The organism is Candidatus Enterococcus moelleringii (assembly GCF_017377575.1).
Classification (GTDB): domain Bacteria; phylum Bacillota; class Bacilli; order Lactobacillales; family Enterococcaceae; genus Enterococcus_A; species Enterococcus_A moelleringii.
Genome location: NZ_JAFREM010000031.1, coordinates 14,518 through 30,867 on the forward strand (window position 1 = coordinate 14,518; position 16,350 = coordinate 30,867).

Annotated in this window: 11 protein-coding genes; all 11 read right to left on the bottom strand. The window is 36.4% G+C overall.

The annotated features are described in order from the left end of the window. Positions 1–17 precede the first annotated feature (17 nt). The gene (locus JZO70_RS18775) at positions 18–1,097 is read right to left on the bottom strand and encodes a glycosyltransferase family 1 protein (RefSeq protein WP_207675344.1); all 1,080 of its coding nucleotides are present in this window, start codon (positions 1,095–1,097) and stop codon (positions 18–20) included. A gap of 28 nt (positions 1,098–1,125) precedes the next feature. Next, positions 1,126–2,166 carry a glycosyltransferase family 2 protein gene (locus JZO70_RS18780; RefSeq protein WP_207675222.1) on the bottom strand — a complete coding sequence of 347 codons (1,041 nt, stop codon included), beginning with the start codon at positions 2,164–2,166 and terminating at the stop codon, positions 1,126–1,128. A gap of 15 nt (positions 2,167–2,181) precedes the next feature. Next, positions 2,182–3,573 carry a sugar transferase gene (locus JZO70_RS18785; protein ID WP_207675223.1) on the bottom strand — a complete coding sequence of 464 codons (1,392 nt, stop codon included), beginning with the start codon at positions 3,571–3,573 and terminating at the stop codon, positions 2,182–2,184. A gap of 123 nt (positions 3,574–3,696) precedes the next feature. Then, on the bottom strand, positions 3,697–5,859 hold the full coding sequence (locus tag JZO70_RS18790) for a glycosyltransferase family 2 protein (RefSeq protein WP_207675224.1): 2,163 nt from the start codon (positions 5,857–5,859) through the stop codon (positions 3,697–3,699). Positions 5,860–5,861: 2 nt separating this feature from the next. Then, on the bottom strand, positions 5,862–9,044 hold the full coding sequence (locus JZO70_RS18795; RefSeq protein WP_207675225.1) for a glycosyltransferase: 3,183 nt from the start codon (positions 9,042–9,044) through the stop codon (positions 5,862–5,864). 2 nt (positions 9,045–9,046) lie between these two features. After that, positions 9,047–10,252 carry an ABC transporter ATP-binding protein gene (locus JZO70_RS18800; RefSeq protein WP_207675226.1) on the bottom strand — a complete coding sequence of 402 codons (1,206 nt, stop codon included), beginning with the start codon at positions 10,250–10,252 and terminating at the stop codon, positions 9,047–9,049. 13 nt (positions 10,253–10,265) lie between these two features. Then, positions 10,266–11,078: an ABC transporter permease gene (locus JZO70_RS18805; RefSeq protein ID WP_207675227.1), complete on the bottom strand. Its 813-nt coding sequence runs from the start codon at positions 11,076–11,078 to the stop codon at positions 10,266–10,268. A 165-nt stretch (positions 11,079–11,243) separates the two neighbouring features. Further along, positions 11,244–12,509: an EpaQ family protein gene (locus JZO70_RS18810; RefSeq protein WP_207675228.1), complete on the bottom strand. Its 1,266-nt coding sequence runs from the start codon at positions 12,507–12,509 to the stop codon at positions 11,244–11,246. 12 nt (positions 12,510–12,521) lie between these two features. Then, on the bottom strand, positions 12,522–14,615 hold the full coding sequence (locus JZO70_RS18815) for a DUF7657 domain-containing protein (RefSeq protein WP_207675345.1): 2,094 nt from the start codon (positions 14,613–14,615) through the stop codon (positions 12,522–12,524). Then, on the bottom strand, positions 14,605–15,444 hold the full coding sequence (locus tag JZO70_RS18820; protein WP_242704031.1) for a glycosyltransferase: 840 nt from the start codon (positions 15,442–15,444) through the stop codon (positions 14,605–14,607). Before JZO70_RS18820 ends, JZO70_RS18815 begins: the two co-directional genes overlap by 11 nt. A gap of 29 nt (positions 15,445–15,473) precedes the next feature. Beyond that, positions 15,474–16,313, bottom strand: coding sequence for a dTDP-4-dehydrorhamnose reductase (gene rfbD / locus JZO70_RS18825; RefSeq protein ID WP_207675230.1), 840 nt, complete (start codon positions 16,311–16,313; stop codon positions 15,474–15,476). Positions 16,314–16,350: the final 37 nt, after the last annotated feature.

Below are 16,350 nucleotides of genomic sequence, written 5' to 3' on the forward strand. Positions count from 1 at the left end.
CCACTCCATTTTCTAATTTATATTCCATAAATCTCCATTATTTGTTTTACCGTATAATCACTGTCATAAGTCAAAAGAAGCTCTGTAATTTTATTATCAAATGGTGGACTTGTAATTTTTTCTTCCCAAACCTCTAACGGCGATTCTAATGATACAAAACTAACATTAGGAGTCAGCATCGTGTCTTTAGATATTGTATCAGAGAGAACTAATTTTTTCTTGCTCGCTTGAGCTTCTAACCCCACCATTGGTAGCCCTTCATACAAAGATGTCATTACAAATACATCAAAAATATTTAATAGTTCAGGTATATCTTTTCTCTCACCCAGTAACAAAATATCTTTTTCTAGACCATTTTTGATTATCTGTTTTTCAAGTTCCGATCTTAATGACCCTTCTCCAACTATAACCAACTTACTATTGGCTTTTTTTAATTTTATTTTTGAGAAAATTTCAATCAAAAGCTTTTGATTCTTTTGTTTCTCTAGTCTTCCAATGTTACCAATAATAAAAGAATCAGAAGGAACTCCCAATTCATTCTTTTTATCAATTGAATCCTTTCGTGTTCCTTCATAATTTTTTAAGTCTATTCCATTATGAACAATAATAAAAGGATTATTCCCAAACAAACTTACGCCTGCTTCGTGACTCACAGCTAAAAAATCCGTTCCATTTTTCAATAACAACTTCTTAAAACAAATTCGTAGTATTTGGATCAATAACCCGTTACCTTTTCCATCTTCAGTTGCATGACTATGAGCTATCCTTTTTTTTATACCATTCATTTTAGATAAGTATAAATTGAGTCCACCACCAAAATAAACTTCGTTATGAACGATATCAAATTCGTATTTTTTTAACAATTTGTTAACATCAATAACATATTGAATAATATTTCTTTTAGGGTTAGTTACTACAAAAATTCTCCCCCCCATAGATTGAATTTCTTCATGATAATCTGTAACGTCAGAATAATCATCATATATGACAAAATCAAATTGTACCTTTTTTCTGTCTAATTTCCTGTATATATTCATCATAAATGACTCAGCGCCACCCAAGCCCATTCTTCCCTGAAAGTGTAAAACTCTCTTGATCATTTTCCCCTCCATGAGTAAACGTCTATCAGTAAATTCTTTTTAAATAAGTAATTAATCTAGGCAGTTTAGCATCTGCGATACTTCCCATTTTTATGAAACAAGCAAATAATATCTTCGGCGAGTTGAACATTAACTTCACCATTTTCTTAGAACTCGTGTCAGTTTTTGCGATTTTTTTAGCTTCGATTACACTAGAATCTGCTAGGATACTGTTAATCTCATTTTTTTTGTTATAGCTAGTCAATTTGTCAGTGTTTAGAACAGAAAAAATGACCGATACAACTCCCTTTAAAAATAGTGAAGCTAGTTCAGGCTTGAGTTGGTCATCCGTGATATCATTAGCAACTTCGTAAAACTCTTTGAAACTTGTAAATTTATCCGAAAAATACCTATTGGTTATTCCGCTAGCTCCATCAAATTCGTAAACATATTCAACTTTCGGGTTCAAACTAACTTTATTGCAAAATTGATAGTATTCCAAATTAAAAATTCTATCCTCACAGCTTCTATAATCTTTAAATCGAATTTTTTCTTTCATTATTATTTCTCTTTTATAGCATTTATTCCAAACTACGTACATTAATTGCTTATTCATTAAATCATATAGATCACTTAAAAAAGTGCTATTGGATAAATACTCGCAATCTGGAACAAGATAATCCTTTTCTGATAAAACTCTATCTTTGTCTTTAGATCTGAAAGTAAACGAACTAATTATCAAATCCATGTCTGGATACTTACCAATAATCTCACTATAGTCCAGTAAAATAGTTGATTTTGCATAATCATCTACATCAAAAAACAATAGATAATCTCCACAAGCTTTTTCTATTCCAAAATTTCTAGCTGATCCAGGACCTTCGTTTTCTTTTCTGTATAATTTAAATCTGTTATCTGCATTGATGAGCTGTCTAATTCGCTCACCTGTTGAATCACCAGAACCGTCATCAATCAAGATTACTTCATAATTTGTATAGGATAAATCCTTCAAGTAATTTATTGTTCTGTTAACCGTATTCTCTGCATTATAAACTGGTATAATAATACTAAACTTAGGAGACACCATTTTGAACATCCTCTATTAAGATAAGATTTTTTCTATTGGGAAATCAATTGAAGTTAATTGAGTTACGCTATCGTCTATATCTACCCCCTGCGACGAAACCTTATCAAACAATATCTTAATCGTTTGAAGCAAAATTTTCATGTCCAGCATCAACGAGTACTTCTTTATATACAACAAATCAAACTTCAGCTTACTATTGTAATCCGACACATACTTCCCATAAACCTGAGCATATCCGGTAATACCGGCACGAACATTATGCCTCAAATAGTAGTATGGATTCTCTTCATTAAACTGGTTCACAAAGTAAGGTCTTTCAGGACGCGGTCCTATAATTGACATGTCTCCTTTTAACACGTTTACTAATTGCGGCAGTTCGTCAAAACGGACAGCTCGAATGAATTTACCAACAGGGGTAACCCGAGCATCGTTACTTTTCGCTAATACTGGTCCGGATTTTGCTTCAGCTGTCGCAGACATCGAACGAAACTTATAGATAGGAAACTCTTTTTGATCTTTTGTAATTCTAACTTGCTTGTATATAACCGGCCCTGGCGATGTTACTTTGACCAATGCTGCTGTTAACAACATGAATGGTGAAGCAATTACCAACAGGATCAGAGATACCACTATGTCGAATATCCTTTTGAATAATGCATCCTCAGGTGGAATTTTAAAACCTGTAGACTCAATAATACTTTCATCTTCAAAGTTCATGATATTAGCATTGATTGTAATCAAATTCTCAAAGGTGGTATTTAAAAACAGTTTCTTTTCTTTTTTTGTAACCAACTGGTAAATTTTAATTTTTTCTTCTTCTTCCAACTTCGAAGCTAAGTAAACAATATCGATCTCATCAATTAATTCAGATAAGTTCTTATAGCAGTTACCAATTATCACCGCACTTACTTTATGCTTATTGTTTTTATGAGTACTAAAGTTTTGTACTGCTGGTGCTACATCTTTCTCATGACCAATAATTACAACCTTTTTGTCTGAGCCCAATTTCATGTAAAGCTTATAGACAAAAAGCCGGTAAACACTCAATAAAACGACTCCAACAAAAAAAGAATAAAGAATCACGGATCTAGGAAAGGCAAACCATCTACCAGCAAAGGTTATGATCATAATTCCTAAAGACATTAGTATCTGTCCAATCACTGTCACGAAAATGATGTCACTGCTAATACGGTTGTAGAATATGTATGTTCCCAACAACATATTTAATAGGATAAAAAAGATTGAAATAAAAACCGCAGAATTCTCAAAGGTCTGAAAATTTCTTAACGGTATCTCACCACCAAACTTAAGCCAAAAGCTTGCATAGATGGATAGATTATAAACCAACACGTCCAACACAATTATGAACAATCGACGTGTTGTTCCCCACTCACCACTTTTATTCATCTATATATTACACTCCTAATCTCATGAATAATCCATTTTCCATCTTACCATAGTCATAGCTGAAAAAATAGAAAACTCTCGAAAAGTAACAAAATTGAAAGAAACTTAACCTGAAAAAGCAGCCTAGTCGACTGCTTTTTCCTTGTCTATTCTCACTGAAAAATCCCCACCAACTCTTGTCAAATTTGGATTGTAATACGGATCATTTTCAATGTACTTAGCCCAAGTTTCTTCCATATAAGCAGTTTCCATATTGAAACGCTCTAGTTTTTCTGGTGTGTTCTCGTATCCTCTTGATTGTGATTCGAAATGATATAGCTCAGCACCGTGCAACCATACATTATCGTGACCTCTTTCATATTCACGGAGACATAAGTCAACATCATTAAAGGCTACTGTTAACGCTTCATTAAAACCACCCAGCTCCGAAAAATCTTTTGCTCGTATCATCATACAAGCAGCCGTTACAGCAAGATAGTCGACATTAATCTCCAGCTTGCCGAAATATCCGAAGTCACCACGTGGAAACGTGTGGTGCCCATGACCCGCTGCTCCACCCATACCAAGAATGACTCCTGCATGTTGAATAGTTTCATTAGGATAGTAAAGCTTTGCCCCAACACAACCGACTCGTTCAAATTGAGCGAAGGAAACCATTTTAGTCATCCACTCTGGCGTGATCACTTCGGTATCATTGTTCAAAAACAGCAAGTATTTCCCGTTGGCTTTTTCAGCAGCCAAATTGTTGATACGAGAATAATTAAAGGGGATATCAATCGACTCCATAATGAATCGATCACCTAGCTGTTTTTTATAGTTCGTGTAAAGCTCCTGCATTTCTGGTTGATCACTACCATTATCAGCTACGATTATTTCGTAATTCGGATAAGTCGTTTTAGCAACGATAGAGTCAACACAACGTTTCAAATCATCATAACCATTTCTAGTGGGAATGATTACACTGACCAGTTCTTCCTTTAGAACTTCATAATGGACATCGTAAAGGCCATTTCCAGTTGCATGAGTTACTTCAGCTTTGATACCTCTTCGTTCGATCGCATCTTGAACAGCTTTTAAGCCAGCGTCAAAGGCATAGCTTTTCGTTGACTGGTCTGCCGCTGTAGAGCTCGGTAATATTCTCCAGTAATACAAAACTTGGGGAATATGTGCAATCCTCTCAGATGTAGTCTTTTCAGTGAAACGAAGAACCACATCGTAATCTTGAGAGCCTTCGTATCCAACACGAAAACCACCAATTTCATTCATAATCGATCGGCGGTATACTCCCAAATGAGAGATGTAATTAGTCCCTAAAAGCAAATCTGGTGACCAGTCAGGTTTAAAAGCAGGATCGAATCGTTTACCACTCATATCAATCTTATCTTCATCGCTGTATAGCAGATCCAACCCAGGGTTAACATTTAGACACTTAGCAACCTCATACAGAGCAATCGGAGCTAGTTCGTCATCATTGTCCAATAATGCTACAAACTCTCCCTCAGCGATCTCTAGAGCTGAATTTGTCGCCTGAGAAATATGTCCGTTTTCTTCACGATAAACGACTTTAATTCTTTTATCGGTCTGCTGGAATTTTTCAAGCAATGGACGAACGGCCTCATCAGTCGAATGGTCATCGGCTATACAGAGCTCCCAATTTGGATAAAACTGGTTTTGAACTGATTCGATACATTTAGTCAACCATTTCTCTTCTACATTATACACTGGCATTAAAATAGAAATTAGCGGCTTATACGTGAAGTCATTGATCTCTTTGCTAATTAAACTTTGATCCCACTGTTCATTTTCGATGATCCATTGTTGGTAACTTTCATCGTTCTGTTTATTTTGTTCCAACTTCACACGACGCAAAGTGCTCTTTAGACCATTGCGTTTCAAATAACCCAAACCTTTTCTAGCTTTTCTGTAAAATGATTGGAGTTGATTCGTGCGCACAGCCTCGGTTCCTACATTATCTTTTGGATCTATCCATTTAGTTTTCTCTTCTCCCGATACAGAAAACAAAACAGGAATTTTTTCATTAGCATCTTTGACTTCGATTTCTAAAGAAAAACCCATTTCCAATGTTGCACTGGTTTTATGAGCTGCAGCCACATCCGAACGAGATTGAAAAGCTACAAAATAATCAGTAACGTTTTCAGAGTCAACGGTGATCGCCGGCACCTCTTTACTCTTTTCTTCTAAAGCCCATCCTTTTAAAACTGTTTTCTTTTGACTTGGAAGATATTCACTTGTATCTATACAGATAAGAATATTCTTTTCAGACATACTTATCCTCCTATGCTAAATTGATTACTGTTAAGATAAGGATCATTTAACGTCTCGACAGAGTGTTTTGATGTAAGTTCAGAAAATCTACCGTTTGGCAACGAAAATCTTGCGGTTTCTTCACAAATGACTTCAAAGTAAGGATCGAATATATGCTTACGATTCAATTCACTATAAACACGAATGCTTAAGTCAACACCTCTGATTTGATCACTAAGTGCTAAATCAAAACCATTAAGCTGTTGGAAATCCTTCTTAGCTATAATCAAGCAATCTTCTGTAGCCGTGTAAATTTCTCTTGGCAACGCAGGTCTAAAATAAGTACCAATTGTCTTATTAGATAATCCCTGCTGCTCGTAATAAATTGTTTCTTCTTCTGGTTTTAGTAACACACCACAGTTCAGAACAGCATCTTGACTGCTAATAACTTTTCCAGAAACTAGTCCGGCCTCAGGCAAGCGAATAAAGTTCATCGCTTCAGTTAACCAATTGCTATTAGATGGCGAAACATCGGGTGCCAAAAATACTACATATTCTCCCAGGCATGCTTCAACAAGCTCATTTAAATTATCTGTATCTTCATATCGAATGCGTTCGTCCTTCAAGGCTACTTCGCTGTTTGCAGGTAGCAGGATTTCATAATCTTGCCACTCAGTTGTTTCTAATACATTAAGCAGCACTTGTTCATTGCGAAGCGGTTTTGTATAAACGATGGATACTTTACCATTGTTTTGATAATTGAAATCAACCTTGTAAGCTCCGTAATTTTTAGTCATTGATACTTTTCCAGATAAACTGCGGCGTTCTAATGCAGCTTCAATGGCTTCTTGTCCAGCAACATAGGCATATTCTTTACTTTGAGGATCCATCGCTACAGAAGTTTCGATCGTCCGCCAATGGTACAATATTCTAGGAATATGATGGATTTTTCCAGCTGCTTCGGTTGCCCGAAGAACAAAGTCATAGTCTTGGCTTCCATTATACTCTGTTCGTAATCCGCCAATTTTTTCAATGATTGACCGCTTAACCACTACAAAGTGAGTGATGTAGTTATGTCCTAGCAGCAGCGTTTCATTCCAGTTTGTTTTGAAAAACGGATCGAATCGTTTGCCGCTCATGGACAGTTTGTCTTCATCAGTATAAATAAATTCGATTGTATTATCTTCGTTCAGAGCGTTCACTACTTCTAAAAGAGCCGTGTTCGCTAAAATATCATCATTATCTAGAAAACCAATATATTCTCCGGTGGCCATTTCAATCGCTGAGTTTGTAGCTTCAGAAATATGTCCGTTTTTTTCTCTAAAAACTACTTTGATACGCTCGTCAGCAGCACTCAATTCCTGCAGCAAAGGTCTAATATGCGGCTTAGGAGAAGCATCGTCTGCTAGACATAGTTCCCAATTCGAGTAAATTTGATGCGTCAATGATGCGACACATGCTCGCAGCCATTTCTCGTCAACATTATAGACTGGTACGACCAAGGATATCTTCGGTTCAAAAGCTAATTCTTTCGTCTTTTCAATTAGACTCTCACTAAATGCTGCTTCATCTTTTTCGATCCACATTTCATAATTCGTACTGATTGATTTTCGATGCCGATAATTTTTATAGGCTTGAGATACCCCTTCACGTTTAACTGAACCTAAAATACGCCGTACTTTCTTAACAAAAGGAGTAGTGGCTTGTTTGTTGACACTGACAACCAACGGAAAAATTTCATTAGCAGATGTCAACAGCAAAATCTTCAACGTATCTTTTATCTGTAATTTGTCGATTGTCAAAATGAACCCGTACTTCCCATTTGGCAGAAGTTCAAATGCTTCATTTACGTCTGGTCTCAGCAATCGAGTAACCTGGTAGTCATTATTATTTTCAGCTAGCATAAAATCTAGTTGCTTCTGATCATCTAAAGAAAAGCCCCAGCCTTTAACAATCACTTGCTGATCTGTTTCGTTGTTTTCCACTGTCTCTATATTCACACGGACATTTTCTTGATATTCTTCTGTTTTTTTGTATGAAATCCGTGACAAATGATAATCAACTGTTTCATAAAAAGCTAATTTTCGACTAAGCAGATACTGTGCTTTTTTTGTTTTCTGCAAATCAGAAAACAACTCTGAATCAGCAGGCGTGCCATGTTCTTCGCTGAGAACATCAACCGACAACGTGTAATCTTTACCCGCAATATCTTTGCCGTCAATAATCACAAAAGGCTCTTCCTCGATATGGTTAAACATGAACAGATCTTCATTGAACCAGTTAGCGTTTGTCTCTTTAATAGGAACTAATTTGTTTTCGCAGACAACGGATAGTCTCACTATAGCAGGCAGTTTTCCAACAACAATCCGCAGACTTTCTGTTGCGGAAGGAGCAGTGTGTGCAGTCACTTTATTTTCTCCATTATCATTATTGAAAATATATGGTTCCATTTCAAAAGAATTGTCGATTGAGTAAGCTAGTTGAATTTGCTTATTGTAATTTGAATTAAGTGGTGTTTCCTGTTCTGGTTCAGCAATCGTTTCTTTTCGTAAAGCAAAAAAATACTGATAAACTTCTCCAAAAGATCGGTTTTTAAAAGAATACCGTACCTCAGCTGGCAGTTGGTCATATGAAGTTTCAATTTCATTTTGTCCAACTTGTGCGTACGTATAGTCTTCTTTCCTTACGTGCAAATCCAAGCGACTAAATAAATCATAGAAACCTTTTTGCGTATAAAAGCTATTGTGGGTTCTATCCAGTAGACCATATTGTTTCCAATCCAGCTTATTATTAAACAAATCGATAAGAACTGAGTTGTGGGCAATATTAGGGAAAGTTATCAGTATTTCACCGTCTTTAGCTAAGAAAAGTCGAGCCTGACGTAAAGCTTCCTCAGAGTCAGTCAAGTGCTCTAAGACATCTGCGAAAATGATATAATCAAACTTTTGTCCCGCAAAATAGTCGACCCATTTATACTCTTCAATATTTCCTAAAAAGCCATTTTGGGCAAAGCTCATTACATGATCGTATAAAACAGTGTCGAATTCTACAATCGAAACTTCACAGTTTTTTTCATTAATCAAATAATTAGTCATTCGGCCGTTTCCAGGTCCAAATTCTAACACACGACTATTTTCATTAATTTGACTGATTATCTTCCCAACACTTGTGTGCTCATCAAGAGATAAATCAAAATCGTACTTCATGGCTATATACTTTCCTTCCATGTGTGATCTAGGACAACGATACCTTCACCTACATATTTCCCAGTAATAAACATTGTTAAGTAGCGCGTCTTGTAAACCAACGGAACCGTAGCGTTTTCTTCAAAAATTGCAACATCAAAATAGTATTCGCCACCCAAAAGTGCCATTTTCTCGTACTCTAAATAGTAGACGTTCTCGCCTTTTACCCAAGGTATTTTCTCTTTATCCAGTAAGGTATTCAGACCGCATACATATTGGTTATCCACCGTACGAATAGCCACTCCAAGTACTGGATGCTTGATAGAATCATCTTTTACATTATAAGTTACTTTAACGACTACCTTGCTATCTTGTTCTATGATTTCTAAAGGATTCAGATCACCGTCTACCAATTCAGCAGATTTCACTTCTACAATATCATAGGCAGAAAATTCTTCAGATGAGGAAGCATCACGATCAATACTTTTTAACGATTTTTTCTTTAAGAAGTTTTCGTACTCCTCAGTTATTTCCATTGTATCGCCTTCAGCACGGACTACTCCGTCTTTTAACCAATATACTCGGTCACAGAAGCGGCGAACGGCGTTTACATCATGAGATACAAATAGAACCGTTTTACCAGTATTGCGGAACTCTGTGAATTTTTCCATACATTTCAATTGGAATTCCAGGTCCCCAACTGCCAAGGCCTCATCAACAATCAAAATGTCAGGATCAACATTAATCGCCACCGCAAAAGCCAACCGAACGAACATACCGCTTGAATAAGTTTTTACTGGCTGATACAAATGATCCCCAATATCGGCAAAATTGATAATGTCATCCACCTTAGATTCCATTTCTTCACGTGAAAAGCCTAAAACCATCCCATTGAGAAAGATATTTTCATAGCCGCTGTATTCAGGGTTAAAGCCCGAACCTAATTCCAGTAGAGCAGAAATATTTCCCTTGATATTGATTTCACCATCAGACGGTGATAATACACCGGTAATAATTTTTAAAATAGTCGATTTTCCTGAACCATTTTCACCGATGAAACCGATCATTTCACCTTTTTTAACATCAACATTCACATCATTTAATGCATAGAAGACTTCATGATAACTTTTTCTTTTAGGACTCAATGCTTCTTTTAATCGATCAGATGGTTTTTGATACATATCATATTTCTTAGTTAAATGCTTTATTTGAATAACTGTTTCTGTCATAACTTCTGTCTCCTTATAATACGTCAGAAAAATGTGGTTTTAGACGCTTGAATACCACACTGCCGATAACTAATAAAATTAATGTAATCACCCAAAAATAGATAGTCAGCAAAGGTTTTTCCCAAAACCACTGTTCACTGAAAAAGGCGTCACGATACCCTTGAACAACATAAAACATCGGATTCAATTTCAAGATAAATTGAATTGTTGGATGGGCCTGAAATTGATTAATACTCCACAATACCGGTGTTCCCCACATCAAGGCCTGCATAATGACCCCAATGAATTGATTGATGTCTGGGAAAAACGGTTGGATCGAAGAAGTGATCCAAGTAAGTCCAGTCAAAAACATCATCATACAAAACAAATAATAGAAAATTTGCAAGGTATACAGACTAGGCATTGATTGATTAAATATCGCTACAATGAAAGCAATAACGATAAAGAAAGCATGCATATAGAGATTTGACAATAGTTTTACAGTAGGTAATATTCTAATATTAAAAACTACTTTTTTTACTAAGTAGCTGTATTCACGAAAAACATTAGTTGCTGCTCCTAGAACTTCAGAAAAATAGAGCCATGGAACCAAACCAGTCAGCAAGAATACAATAAATGGATATTTCCCATCAGTCATTGCAGCCTTGAACCCTACTCCGAAAACAAACCAGTAAGTCAGTACCATTACGATTGGATTGGCAAATGCCCAAAAAATACCGAAGGCTGATCCGGCATACCTCGCCTTAAAATCATTGACTGAAAATTGCTTTAGAAGCACACGGTTGCTATAGATCTCTTTAAAAAAACTAATCAAATCTTTAATCATTGTATTTCCCTTCATTACACTAATTTTTCTATTCATTCAGTATTCAACCAAGCAACTATTGCTAAGTTGATTAACGGTCTTATTCTACAGAATTCAAAGTTTAAAAGCAAGTTTGCCTAAAAGAATAAGCTTAGATATTTAGAATATCTAAGCTTATTCTTAAGATTATTTATGACGTGAGCTGCGAGAATGCAAGGATCCGCTGTCGACGTTCTCAAATTCTTGGTAATCCTGATAAAAATCTTCTTCATAATAATCATATTCATATTCTTCATCTTCTAAAGACTGTTGATGAGCAAGTCCCAATAAGCTAAATGTCAGTGGAATCCAAAATCCTGCTATAAGAGTATCTTCCATTGTAGACTGCAGTAAGATGCCAAAAAAAGCGAGTAAGAAACTATATCTAGCTACTTCAAAATCTCTTTTCATGACAATTGACCACACATTGTAAAGGATAAACAAGATGATAAGAATCAATCCAATAATTCCATACTGCCCTAAAAGCGAATTGTAACTATTGTGATAACCCAAAATTTCGTTACCTCTTTGGAAAGTAAATGGATGCATCCCCACGAAAAACTGTTGGCTCTTTTCAAAAAGTTCCTCATAAAAAAGTCGCCAAATCTCTTCTCTTCCAGTAAAAATGTTGACTTCATCTGAAAAAGCAACAAAGTAAGAAATCGGGAAAATAGCTGTTAAAAACACTGTATAGGCTCCACCAAGCACATGTTTTAATTTTTCCTTAATATTTTCTGGGAAGATATCTAAAAGAACAAAACAAACAGTTGCCGCAAATGATGCCTTTGACTGCACAACCCAAGTTCCTGCTAATCCCATCAAATAAATCGGATAGACCACCCAGTCACTCCAACCCGTTCGCAATGATTTAATTAAGCACGCGGACAAGAACGTTGCCGACATAACTGATGCCCCGATGGTATTCGTATTAATCCAAATTTCTTTTAGTTTATTGGTAGGCGCCCAGATAGACTTCCCGTCCGACGGTGCAGGCATCTCAGTAAAAATACGAAACATGGTAATCAGCAATATGACTAGAATAATACTACCTAGCAGTGCCCGAGTCCATTTTGGAAAATAAACAACTTTAAAATCAAGCACAACGACAATGATTAATGCAAGTATTACATTTTGGAAAAAACCTGCACCTCTTAAGTCCGAAAATTGAGAATAGAAGGGAACCGTTGCAACTGCTACTATTACCCAAATCCAATCAACCACTCCTAAACGGTAAACATTTAGAATCAAAACAATAATCGCAGCAAAAGTTACATATCTAACCATCCCCGTGTACAAATCAAGCATCGGTTGAGTTCCAATACCTCTTGTCCAGAGAAAGAAGCAGGCACAAATCATCGTAAAAAGGATAAAAAGGCTTATCGTATTTAAAATATTAGTATCATTATCTCGCATTTTTTTCTCCTCTTAATAATAACTGTATGGATATGCCGGTGTTTCGACTTGTGGTGGGTCAGGAATGGTTTCGTTTATTCCCGTTTCACCGCTTGAAGTGTTAGTTTCAATTTGCCCTGCGCCTTCTGGGAAACTCATCTCATAAATTCGCCAATCATCTTTTTCAGGTCCGTATACTAATTTAAAATGTGCAAAATTGTAAGGATTGAAGGCTGTTAGATCTCTATGGGTGACAACATATTTTATGCCTAGTTCCTTGACAGCAAGAAAGTTGATATATACCGAAAATGAATCGGGATTGGTTAGCTCGAAATTAGTATCAGCCCTCGTAACATAAGCGTCAATATGAGCATACCTATTGTATATTTTTTCAAACGTTTTATCTGGGTCTACATCTTCCCACATTGCCATATCAGGATAAAATCGGACTGTATTATAGGCTTTTACTCCAAGAGCTGGTAAAAAGTTGTACAGATGATATTCCGACAACCATAATTGATTTGGATCTTCTTTCTCTTGTTTCATAATTGCTTTAGCTAAGCTTTTCTCATAAATTGCTCCGGTACCATGCACCACAGGATTTACAAAAAATCCGCTGGTAATTGTGCAAGCTAACAACATCACTATAGCTATTCTTTTCTTTTTAGCTAAAATAAACCAAATAATTAGAGCGACAATTAACGTCGTGGCAATAAGGTCAAACAAATTGAAATATTTCATAATTGGAGAATTGGCTAGTGTGACGCAAATTGCTGCCCCAGAAACTATCGCAATCCCCCCACGCAACCATCGAGGTAATCTTTTTTGTTCAAAAATGAAACCAATGAACCAGATAGTCAATAATGATGCTACAAAGCCAAAAGTAAAGACTGCTCTAGTTGTCGGAACATAAGATAAAAGAGACGCTTCTGCTAAATTTTCTGGTAACCCAAAAACCATGAAAGCTAGTAAGAACAGAGAAAACACTAAAAGATTTACTCCTAAAAAGTTCTCTTTTCTCAACTCTTTTTTTAATAGAATGACTACTATAAAAGGAATGATTAACAAATACAAATTGAAAAAGCCGGCAACCTCAGCATGGTTGGCGAACGGTATCTTCTCCGTAAATGGTGTCTTCCAATTAGTCAAAAAGAGCAGCATTTGCCATAATTTCAATCCTCCACCAGTTGAAACACGCCGTCCGGGATATAAGGTATTCATAGTTGCCTCTAATGCACCTTTAGATTCTTGATAGAAGTGAAATAACACATAGCCTATAAACAGCAATGCCACCCCAATTAAAAGTAAATCTAGTTTGTCCCAGCGAATTTCTTTTCGAAAATGAACCACCAGACCAATAAACCAAAACAGGATTAAATAGGCTAATACAACCTGGTGAGCAGGATACAGAACTAGCACAAAACCAATCCCGCATATAATTACCAAAAGCATCATTAAACTTCGCAGAATTTTATTATCGTGATTAGCAAAATAATGATAAAATGCTACCATTAATCCCAAAGTAAAGAAGATTAAATCACCGACATGCTGCATAAACCACCATTGAACAGCCGGAGAAAAAGTTATCATCAATGAGCCTAACATAGAAAGATACTTGTTCTTCTTAGTTAAAATCATCGAAAGTTCAAATCCAAGGAGGATCATGAAAATGATCTTAAACCCCCAATAGAAAGAGAGCGCGCGATCCTTATCCAAGAAAAAAAAGCCCCAGTTAAATGGTTTTCCAATTTGAGTGATATCTTTCACAGGAGAATTGTAGGCAATAATCATATTTTGACCAGAGATTCCATAATTCTCATTTAATACCGGAAAACCCTCTTCTATTTGTGAAAAATAGAAAGGAGTCTGAACCATCCATTCATCTGAACGAATGCCACGGCTTTGACCAAAAATGACATCCGTTGTTTTTCCGTCATCTCTTTGAGAAACGGTATTATCCCACGCCCCGATTGAACTTCCATTTAAATTGAGCGAAACAATTATAACAAGGAAAATGAGTCCTATTAAATAACGAAAGCGGATGATAAAATCAGCAATCTTCGTTAAAGGCCCCGTATTTCTTTCTCTAGCTCTTTCTCTACTTCTCTGTTGTAACCTAGTTTCCATTTCTTTCCCCCAAAATTGATTTGTACTGTGACAAGGTTCTTCCTGCATAGGGGAAAAATCCTTTGAAAATCTGCTTAACACTCCTCAAAAACAACTGTCTTTTATATTCAGCAAACAAGTTTGTTTCATAATCACGGTAAAACAAACTTTCTGCAGCTAAAATTTGCTGATACCTCGTCAGGTTCATCCTGTCCTTGTAATCCAATACCGACAGTTGATGATGAAGCGATTCATCTAACACTTTTATTTGCCTCTTCTCTTGATAGACCTTCCAACAAAGCCAGTGATCTAAATAATCCAAAGAGAAATCTTCATTATAACCGTTAATTTTTTCTAAAAAGCTCAGTGAGATCATAGCGGCTGAATTTATTACCATGATTTTTTCACTATATACTTCTCCTCCCTTGGGCAGAGAGGTATGTAAAGGACGCAAGGTGTCATTTCTTACCGGTGAAACTTGTTGCACACCGTCTTGAATAACGGGAGCGATGATTCCTACTGTTTTATTAGCAACTTCACTTGCAGATATAATTGATTTAAAATAGTCTACCGTTAACTCTGTGTCTTGGTCCAAAGTAATCAACCATTGGCATCCAGCAGCCAAACTTTGAGGCCATACGAAATTGTAGGCTTTTGCCAAGCCTTGGTTTCCATGGACATAGTGATAAAAGAATCGCTCATCCGTGAAGACGGGAGCATCTTCAACAGTACTATTATCAAACACAATTATTCTTCGCAACTCGGGAAAAGCTTCTAAGGCCAGGATCTGCTGCAGGCTTTGCACCGTTAAAGAATCCGCTGCTTTTACCTGATATAACACAATGACCATATCGAACAAATCCTGTACCTCCTTCTGCTTTATTTCTCTAATTTAATAAATTGTTCTAAAGCTTCTTGCCAAGTTGGTATTTTGAAGCCTAAGTCTTTAGCTTTACTTAAATCCATCACCGAATACTGTGGACGTTTGGCTTTTTGCGGGTACTCTTCAGAAGTAACTGGCAAAACTTCTACCTCAGTATCCTTCAAAATTTCTTTGGCAAACTCATACCATGAGCAGCTGTTTTCGTTCGATAAATGATAAACGCCAAATGGTGCTTCTTTTTCAACAACAAAAGTCATGAACTCAGCTAACGTTCTAGTCCAAGTTGGGCGACCATATTGATCATTCACTACTGTCAGCTGTTTATGAGTTTCTGCTAAACGCTGCATCGTGTAAACGAAATTGTGACCATAGATACCGAATACCCAAGAGGTACGAATAATGAAATAATCATCCATGATTTCTTGAACAGCTTTTTCGCCTAATAGTTTAGTACGGCCATATTCGCTTTGTGGGTTAGTTTTATCATCCACTTGATACATTCCGTCTTTGCGTGTGCCGTCAAAAACATAGTCTGTACTAATATAGACTAATTTTGAACCAGCAGCTTTTGCTGCTTTCGCCACATTGCGGGTACCGTCAACATTAATTTTTTCATCTAATTCTTTGCCTTCGTCTTCCGCTTTATCAACAGCTGTATAAGCCGCACAATGATAAACCAGTTCCGGCTTCAAATCAGTGATATAATCCATCGTTTTCTCAGCATCTGTAATATCTAAAACATCTGCATCCGTTGAAATGTATTCCCAGCCTTTTTCGTCTAACAGCTTTCTTAGTTCAGTTCCTAGTTGCCCGTTACCGCCTGTTAATAAGATCATCGCGTTTCTCTCCTTTTCTCAAAAAAAGGCAGGTCTC

Excerpts from the sequence above, each read along its gene's own strand:
- JZO70_RS18820 (WP_242704031.1), bottom strand. The coding sequence starts at position 15,444 with ATGGTCATTGTGTTATATCAGGTAAAAGCAGCGGATTCTTTAACGGTG.
- JZO70_RS18780 (WP_207675222.1), bottom strand. The coding sequence starts at position 2,166 with ATGGTGTCTCCTAAGTTTAGTATTATTATACCAGTTTATAATGCAGAG.
- JZO70_RS18785 (WP_207675223.1), bottom strand. The coding sequence starts at position 3,573 with ATGAATAAAAGTGGTGAGTGGGGAACAACACGTCGATTGTTCATAATT.
- JZO70_RS18810 (WP_207675228.1), bottom strand. The coding sequence starts at position 12,509 with ATGCGAGATAATGATACTAATATTTTAAATACGATAAGCCTTTTTATC.
- rfbD (WP_207675230.1), bottom strand. The coding sequence starts at position 16,313 with ATGATCTTATTAACAGGCGGTAACGGGCAACTAGGAACTGAACTAAGA.
- JZO70_RS18795 (WP_207675225.1), bottom strand. The coding sequence starts at position 9,044 with ATGAAGTACGATTTTGATTTATCTCTTGATGAGCACACAAGTGTTGGG.
- JZO70_RS18800 (WP_207675226.1), bottom strand. The coding sequence starts at position 10,252 with ATGACAGAAACAGTTATTCAAATAAAGCATTTAACTAAGAAATATGAT.
- JZO70_RS18815 (WP_207675345.1), bottom strand. The coding sequence starts at position 14,615 with ATGGAAACTAGGTTACAACAGAGAAGTAGAGAAAGAGCTAGAGAAAGA.
- JZO70_RS18805 (WP_207675227.1), bottom strand. The coding sequence starts at position 11,078 with ATGATTAAAGATTTGATTAGTTTTTTTAAAGAGATCTATAGCAACCGT.
- JZO70_RS18790 (WP_207675224.1), bottom strand. The coding sequence starts at position 5,859 with ATGTCTGAAAAGAATATTCTTATCTGTATAGATACAAGTGAATATCTT.